The following is a 7,384-nucleotide window of genomic DNA, read 5'->3' as shown; positions in this document are numbered from 1 at the left end:
GGAGGGGCGGACGGCCGGCGGCGCCTCGCCGAGCGCGGCGAAACGCCCCGGCCGGGTCGAGTGACCCGGTCGGAGCGTCCCGTCTCGCTGGGCGAAGATCAGCTGACCTTCTTCCGGTACGAGATGATGGCGAACACGTAGGCGACCACGAGGATGCCGACGCACCAGGCGAGGGCGACCCAGATGTCGTTGCCGACGGGCTTCTCGGCGAAGAGTGCCTGGATGGTGTTGACGATCGAGGTGACCGGCTGGTTGTCGGCGAACCACTGCACCGGAGCCGGCATGGTGTCGGTCGGCACGAATGCCGAGCTGATGAACGGCAGGAAGATCAGCGGGTACGAGAACGCGCTCGCGCCGTCGACCGTCTTGGCGTTCAGACCCGCGATGATCGCCAGCCACGTGAGCGCCAGCGTGAACAGCATCAGGATGCCGATGACTCCGAGCCAGGCCCAGAAGCTCGCCCCGGTGCGGAAGCCCATCAGGAATCCGACGCCGAAGATGATCGCCAGGGTGATGGCGTTGGCCGTGAGAGACGTGATCACGTGCGCCCACAGCACGCTCGATCGCGCGATCGGCATGGAGTGGAACCGCTCGAAGATGCCGCTCTGCATGTCGGTGAACAGTCGGAACGCCGTGTAGGCGATGCCGGATGCGATCGCGATGAGCAGGATGCCGGGCAGCAAGTAGTTCACGTAGTTGTCGGTGCCGGTGCTCTGCTGGAGTGCACCGCCGAAGACGTAGACGAACAGGAGCATCAGCGCGATCGGGGTGACCGCCGTGGTGATGATCGTGTCGGGACTGCGGAAGATGTGCCGCATGGAGCGGCCGGTGAGTGTCGCCGTATCGGCGGCGAAGTGCGTGCTCATGCTGCGTTCTCCTTTCCGGAGGCCTTGGGGCCGATGAGGGTGAGGAAGATCTCCTCGAGGGTGGGCTGCTTCTCGACGTACTCGACCTTGGCGGCGGGGAGCAGCCGCTTGAGGCCGGCGAGGGTGTCGTTGGCGATGATGCGGCCCTCGTGCAGGATCGCGATGCGGTCGGCCAGCTGCTCCGCCTCGTCGAGATACTGCGTGGTGAGCAGCACCGTGGTGCCGGTGTTCGCGAGTTCTTTGACCACGTCCCACACCTCGATGCGGGCTTCGGGGTCAAGGCCGGTGGTCGGCTCGTCGAGGTAGATGACCTCGGGGTGTCCGACCAGACTCATCGCGATGTCGAGCCGGCGACGCATGCCGCCGGAGTAGGTGCCGACCTTGCGGCCTCCGGCATCCGTCAGGCGGAACTTCGCCAGCAGGTCGTCGGCGACCTTCCCGGCGTCGGGCAGGTGCCGCAACTTCGCGACCAGCACGAGGTTCTCGCGTCCGGTGAGGATCTCGTCGACGGCGGCGAACTGCCCGGTGAGGCTGATGCGCTCACGGACGCCGACCGGGTCGGTGGAGACATCCACACCCTGCACGGTCGCCGTGCCGGCGTCTGCCTTCAGCAGGGTGGAGAGGATGCGCACCATGGTGGTCTTGCCGGCGCCGTTCGAGCCGAGGAGGGCGAAGATGCTGCCCTTCTCGACCTCGAAGTCGACGCCGCGCAGCACGTGCAGATCCTTGTACGACTTCTCGATGCCGCGCACCGAGATGGCGGGGTTCGTCATGACTCGTTCTCCTTCTTCTTCGCGTCGTCGAACGCCTTGATGAGGCGTGCGCGCTCCTTGTCGATCCACTGCGTGCCGCCGTAGGCACGGGCGTAGTCCTCGGCGTACTCCACGGGGTCATCGCCCACGATGGCGCTGACCGGGGTGCCGTCGACTGCGGCGCGCTCCCACAGGTCGGCGAGGTCGAGGAACATCGTGACGATCGTGTCGCCGTCGGTGATGCCGCCGTAGTACAGGTAGTACCGGTACTGGGCGTTCGCCACCTCGCGGTACGGCGAGGGGAGGGCGTCGATGCGGGCCTTGGCCTGCTTGTACTGCTTCTTCTGCTCGAGCGATCCGGTGAGCGCTTCGATCCACTTTGCGGCCATGATCAGTTCTCCTTGTTCGGGGTGGTGCTCGTGTTGTCGGTGTCGGTCTTGTTCAGCTGTGCGATGTGCTGCGCGAGGAAGTCCCAGGTCTTCCAGAACTCCTCGAGCTCCTGCTGGCCCTGCGCGTTCAGGGTGTACACCTTGCGAGGCGGACCCTTCTCGCTCGGGACCTTCTCGACGTCGACGAGGTGCTTCTGCTCGATGCGCACGAGGAGTGCGTAGATCGTGCCCTCGGCGATGTCGGTGAACCCGTGGTCGCGGATGCGTGTGGTGATCTCGTACCCGTATGCCGGCTGCTCGGCGAGGAGGGCCAGAACGATGCCCTCCAGAGTGCCCTTGAGCATCTCGGTCATCTGCTTGCCCATCAGGTCCTCCTTTCGTTTCGGTTGGTACTCAGTGTTGCTGGGTACCGGTACAAAGTAACACCGAGTACCGGTACTTAGCAACACCGAATACCAAACTTTTTCGGACGAGATCCCGAAGCGGTTCCGGGCGCGCGAGAACGACCGTCGACGGCGAGGCGTGGAGAGGGGAAGCGTGAAGAGGGGAAGCGCTGCTACGGGAACATGCGGCGGAGCAGCGCCAGGTCGTCGATGCTCAGGGCCTGTGAGATCACGGCCGCCGTCTCCGGGGGCATGTCCTTCTCCAGCCGCTGCCACAGCCACCGCGCGGCACCCAGGTCTGCGGTGGCGACAGCGGTGGAGAACGCTGCCACTCCGTCGTAGTAGGGGATGGTCGAAGACCCGGGTTCGGCGTTGTACGGCGAGTAGATGTCGACGAACGGAAGCGTCGGGTCCGGTCGCAGGTAGAGCACGTCCCCGGGAGCGATCGGCTCATTGCCGCGCACGTGGTTGAAGCTGCCGACGGTGACGTAGTCGACGCAGAAGCGCTCGCCGATCGCGATGAGGCTGTCGCCGGCCTGCACCTCGTAGGAGAAGATCTCGCCGTCGGCATCGAGGGTGACGGGACCGCGTGCCAGCTCCGACGCGCCCATGTCGACGAGGTCGCCCAGGAGCTTCCCGTGAGCCGGGGAGCCGTCGTTGCTCCCGATGTTGATGAACGCGTTGGTGGTGCAATCACCCGGTCCGCCGGCGGGAACGCTGATGCCATCGCCCAGATCGACGTATCCGACCGGATCAGAGGCGTCGGCGGCACTCGTCGGGGCCGTGGAGGGTTCGGCGGCGAAGCGCTCCGACGCCCACGAAGCCGCATCGACGGCGGCGGGTGCGGCGCTGATCACGGCGGGAGCGGCAACGGCGACCAGCCCGGCGACGGCCACGACGACGACGGCAGTGGTGATCTTGGTGGTGCGCTTCATCCCCGACAGCATGGCATCGCTCGGCACCGCGGCGCTAGAGCGGGCGTCGTCAGCTGCGCAGGTACGCGAGCACGGCGAGCACACGCCGGTGGCCGCTGTCACTGGAGGCGAGGCCGAGCTTGGCGAAGATGTTGCCGATGTGCTTGCTGACCGCGGTCTCGGTCACGAAGAGCCGTTCGGCGATGGTGCCGTTGTCGAGCCCCTCGGCCATGAGGCCCAGCACCTCGCGCTCGCGGGGTGTGAGGGTCTGCACCGGATCGTCGGCGCGACGGCGGCTCATCAGCTGCGAGATGACCTCGGGATCCATCACCGTGCCGCCGGCGGCCACGCGGTGCAGGGCATCGATGAAGGCCGCGACCCTGCCGACACGCTCCTTGAGCAGATAGCCGAGGCCGTCGGCTCCGGCAGCCAGCAGCTCACCGGCGTACCGATCCTCGACGTAGGCCGACAGCACCAGCACGGGGAAACCGGGGCGGCGGGCTCTGGCTTCGGCCGCGGCCTTCAGCCCCTCGCTGGTGAAGGTGGGCGGCATCCGCACATCGACCACGGCGGCATCGGCCTCGTCGAGCCGGGCGAGGAATGCCTCGGCGTTGTCGACGGCCGCCACGACCTCGAACCCCTCGCTGCGCAGCAGCAGCGCCAGCCCCTCGCGGAGCAGGGTGTCGTCTTCGGCGATCACGATCCGCATGGCAGCTCCGCTCTCAGGATGGTGGGGCCGCCGACCGGGCTCGACAGCTCCAGCCCACCCTCGAAGGCCTCGAGGCGACGACGGATGCCGGCCACGCCGCCGCCCGGGCGTTCGGCTGCTCCGCCCACGCCGTCGTCCTCGACCGTGATCAGCAGCACCTCCCCCTCCCGTTCGACCCGCACCGCGGCCCGCGTGGCATCGCTGTACTTGCTGACGTTGGTCAGAGCCTCGGCCACCACGAAGTAGCTGGCCGACTCGACGGCGGCCGGGACGCGTCCGACCTGCGACGTCTCGATCGTGCAGGGCACGACGCTGCGCCCGGCCAGCGACGCCAGCGCCCCCTCCAGCCCGAGCTCGTCGAGGATCGGCGGGTAGATGTCGTGCACCGTGCGGCGGAGTCCGGCGAGCGCATCGCTGGCGGCATCCTGCGCTCGCCGCAGCGGTTCGAGCACGTCGCCGCCGGTCTCCTGCGCGCGCTCGGCGATCCCGAGCATCATCACCACGTTGACCAGGCGGTTCTGCGCACCGTCGTGCAGGTCGCGCTCGATGCGCCGCAGTTCGGCCGCGTGGGCATCGAGCGCGGCGGCGCGGCTGAGGGTCAGGGCGTCGACCCGTGCGGCGAGGCGCGACTTCTCCGGCGTCGCGAGCAGCGTCGCCGACACGTACGACACCAGCCGTGCGACCGCGGGGATCAGGAAGATCGACAGGATCGCGTACGCCGCCGCGAGCAGCGGCATCGTGGCCGCGAGCTCCCAGGACGTGACGGGGTACACCGAACCCACGGGGTCGTCGGCGGGAGCGAACTGCCAGTAGTAGGTGATCGCGAGGGTGTTGACCGCCGCGACCGGCAGCGAGATCGTCAGCAGTGAGACGAACAGCACGGGGAGCCCCTGCACCGCGAGCCACAGCACGTCGCGGCCGGTGGCGCGCGAGAAAGCGAAGCGCAGACGATCGTCTATGGTCGAGGCCGGCGGGAGCACGTGGCCGATCGGCGTCAGCTCCTCGCCCCGGTAGGCGCCGACACGACGGCGGTTCAGGTCCGTCCAGCGGTGCAGGCTCTGCACGGTCTCGGGCATCAGCAGCACGCCGCCGGTGAGGATCATGAAGGGAAGCAGGACGATGCCCAGGCAGAGGAACACCACGGAGGCGATCGAGACTCCGGCCTCGACGGCCAGGTATCCCCACGCGCGCAGCCATCGCCGCATCCGTCCGTCCTTCACTCTCACAGTCTGCCCGAGCGGTCGGAGCGGCACGGTATAGCCAGCACCACCATCGAAGCGGCAGCGGGCGGGATGGGATGCCGTCCGCCCCGTCCCTAGCGTCGGATCATGACCTTCACCCCACTCTCCCCGGCCGTCGACGCGCGGCCCTCCGAAGCACTGCGGCTGCAGTCCGTCGTCAAGACCTACGGCACAGGTGCCAGCCGCGTCACGGCCCTCCGTGGCGTGAACCTCGCCATCGCGAAGGGCACGTTCACCGCGATCATGGGCCCTTCGGGCTCGGGCAAGAGCACCCTGCTGCACAGCGCCGCAGGACTCGACCGGCCGAGCAGTGGCACCGTGCACCTCGGCGGAACCGAGATCTCGGGGCTGAAGGCACGCCAGCTCACCGCCTTCCGCCGCGATCACGTGGGCTTCGTGTTCCAGGCGTACAACCTGCTCCCCGCACTGAACGTCGAAGACAACATCACTCTGCCGCTGCGACTCGGCGGCCGTCGACTCGAGGCGCCGTGGCTCGACTTCCTGCTCGACGCCGTGGGGCTCACCGAGTACCGTCGTCGTCGCCCCTCCGAGCTCTCCGGGGGCCAGCAGCAGCGGGTGGCGATCGCCCGCGCGCTCATCACCCGGCCGCATGTGGTGTTCGGCGACGAGCCGACCGGCGCGCTCGATTCCCGCTCCGGCAAGCAGGTTCTCGACCTGCTCGCGCACACGGCGCGCGAGCTCGATCAGACGGTCGTGGTCGTCACGCACGACCCGGTGGTGGCCGCGCACGCGGATCGCACCATCTTCCTCGCCGATGGAGCCTTCGCGGGATACCTCGACGGTGCCGACCCCGCGCAGATCAACGCCCGCATGAGCGCATTGGGGGAGTGGTGATGTCGGGCACGCTGGGCTTGAGCCGACTCGTCGGTGCCGATCTTCGCCATCACCGCGGGAGCTTCGTGGGAGTGGCGGTCGCGGTGTTCGTGGCGAGTGCACTGGTGACGGGCCTCGGAGTCCTCGTCGAATCCGGCATGCGCGGAGGCCTGGCGCCGGAACGCTATTCCGCTGTCGACGTGGTGGTCGGTGCGCCGCAGCAGGTCGATGTGCCGGAAGACCTGCCGGTTCCCCTGCGGGAACGCGTGCCGCTGCCCGCCGACGCAGCGCGCGACATCGCCGCTCTTCCCGGAGTCGACCGCGTCGTGGCCGACGTCGCGATTCCGCTCTCACTGCAGGACGCCGGTGCGGATGCCGGTGCCGGCGGTTCCGTCCTGGTCGAGGCGCACCCGTGGCCCTCCACCGCGTTGACCGGCTTCGAGCTGCGCGAGGGTGGGGAGCCCGCGGCAGCCGACGAGGTCGTCGTCACCGCGGGCAGCGGTCTTGCCGTGGGCGACGCGGTCGTCCTCGCGCACGGCGGCGTTCCGTCGGAGTACCGCGTGGTCGGCGAGGTCGCGGCGGCGGTGATGCCGGAGCGAGGAGCGCACGTGTTCCTCAGCGAGCGTCGCATCGACCAGCTCGACCCGCACGAGGGGGCCGCGCAGGCACTCGGCGTGTTCGTCTCGGGCGTCGACCCCGAGCAGACGGCCGGTGCGATCCGCGAGGCCTTCCCCGACCTGATCGCCCGCACGGGAGACGCCCGCGGCGACGTCGAGTTCCTCGACTCGGGCGCCGCGCGTTCGACGCTCGTGGCCATCGGCAGCGCGTTCGTCGGCACCTGCATCCTCGTGGCGATGTTCATCGTGGCGGGCACCCTGTCGCTGTCGGTGCAGTCGCGCCGCCGTGATTACGCGCTGCTGCGGGCCGTCGGGGCGAGTCCGTCCCAGGTGCACGCGCTCGTCGCCCGCGAGGTGCTGTGGGTCTCGGCCGTCGCGGTGCTGCTCGGCATCGCGCCGGGATACCTGTTGTCGACCGTGCTGCAGGCGGCTTTCGTATCCGGTGGCGTGATCCCCGGCGACTTCGCCCTGGCCACAGGCCCTCTCCCCGCCGTCGGCGCGGTGCTGCTCGTGCTGGCCTCGGCCTGGGGCGCGGCGCGCATCGCGGCGGCCCGGGTCGCGAAGCTCGATCCGGTCGAAGCGCTGCGGGAATCGGCGACGGGCGCTCCGGCCATCGGTCTGCCGCGCATCATCACCGGAATCGTGCTCGCCGCCGCGGGGATCTCGGTCTCGACGGGGC

At 69.1% G+C, this 7,384-nt stretch carries 9 protein-coding genes; 2 read left to right on the top strand and 7 right to left on the bottom strand.

Annotation, left to right across the window (positions count from 1 at the left end; all coding sequences use genetic code 11):
- Positions 1-98: 98 nt before the first annotated feature.
- From B2869_RS07835 to B2869_RS07805, 7 genes are all read right to left on the bottom strand, one after another.
- Positions 99-866, bottom strand: coding sequence for an ABC transporter permease (locus B2869_RS07835; RefSeq protein ID WP_292764718.1), 768 nt, complete (start codon positions 864-866; stop codon positions 99-101).
- Positions 863-1,639, bottom strand: a complete 777-nt coding sequence (locus B2869_RS07830) for an ABC transporter ATP-binding protein (protein WP_292764715.1) — start codon at positions 1,637-1,639, stop codon at positions 863-865. The genes B2869_RS07835 and B2869_RS07830 overlap by 4 nt, the downstream gene beginning before the upstream one ends.
- The gene (locus B2869_RS07825) at positions 1,636-2,007 is read right to left on the bottom strand and encodes a DUF1048 domain-containing protein (protein ID WP_021200179.1); all 372 of its coding nucleotides are present in this window, start codon (positions 2,005-2,007) and stop codon (positions 1,636-1,638) included. The genes B2869_RS07830 and B2869_RS07825 overlap by 4 nt, the downstream gene beginning before the upstream one ends.
- Positions 2,008-2,009: 2 nt before the next feature.
- Positions 2,010-2,372 (bottom strand): PadR family transcriptional regulator, encoded by a 363-nt coding sequence (locus B2869_RS07820; protein ID WP_292764710.1) that lies wholly within the window; start codon positions 2,370-2,372, stop codon positions 2,010-2,012.
- 191 nt (positions 2,373-2,563) lie between these two features.
- A complete protein-coding gene (locus tag B2869_RS07815) occupies positions 2,564-3,325 on the bottom strand; it encodes a LysM peptidoglycan-binding domain-containing protein (RefSeq protein WP_292764707.1) in 762 nt (253 codons plus the stop codon).
- A 49-nt stretch (positions 3,326-3,374) separates the two neighbouring features.
- Positions 3,375-4,013 (bottom strand): response regulator, encoded by a 639-nt coding sequence (locus B2869_RS07810; protein ID WP_292764704.1) that lies wholly within the window; start codon positions 4,011-4,013, stop codon positions 3,375-3,377.
- On the bottom strand, positions 4,001-5,233 hold the full coding sequence (locus B2869_RS07805) for a sensor histidine kinase (RefSeq protein ID WP_235045231.1): 1,233 nt from the start codon (positions 5,231-5,233) through the stop codon (positions 4,001-4,003). The genes B2869_RS07810 and B2869_RS07805 overlap by 13 nt, the downstream gene beginning before the upstream one ends.
- 108 nt (positions 5,234-5,341) lie before the next feature.
- On the opposite strand from B2869_RS07805, the gene B2869_RS07800 reads away from it, so the two are divergent.
- Together B2869_RS07800 and B2869_RS07795 are read left to right on the top strand one after the other, a co-directional pair.
- Positions 5,342-6,109: an ABC transporter ATP-binding protein gene (locus B2869_RS07800; protein WP_029258848.1), complete on the top strand. Its 768-nt coding sequence runs from the start codon at positions 5,342-5,344 to the stop codon at positions 6,107-6,109.
- The coding region (locus tag B2869_RS07795; protein WP_292764697.1) for an ABC transporter permease at positions 6,109-7,384 on the top strand (1,276 nt) is incomplete at its 3' end. The genes B2869_RS07800 and B2869_RS07795, both read left to right, overlap by 1 nt.

This window comes from Microbacterium sp. UBA3486, from assembly GCF_002377845.1.
Classification (GTDB): domain Bacteria; phylum Actinomycetota; class Actinomycetes; order Actinomycetales; family Microbacteriaceae; genus Microbacterium; species Microbacterium maritypicum_A.
Note: the sequence above shows the minus strand (reverse complement) of the source record. Positions and strands in the feature narration are given on the sequence as shown.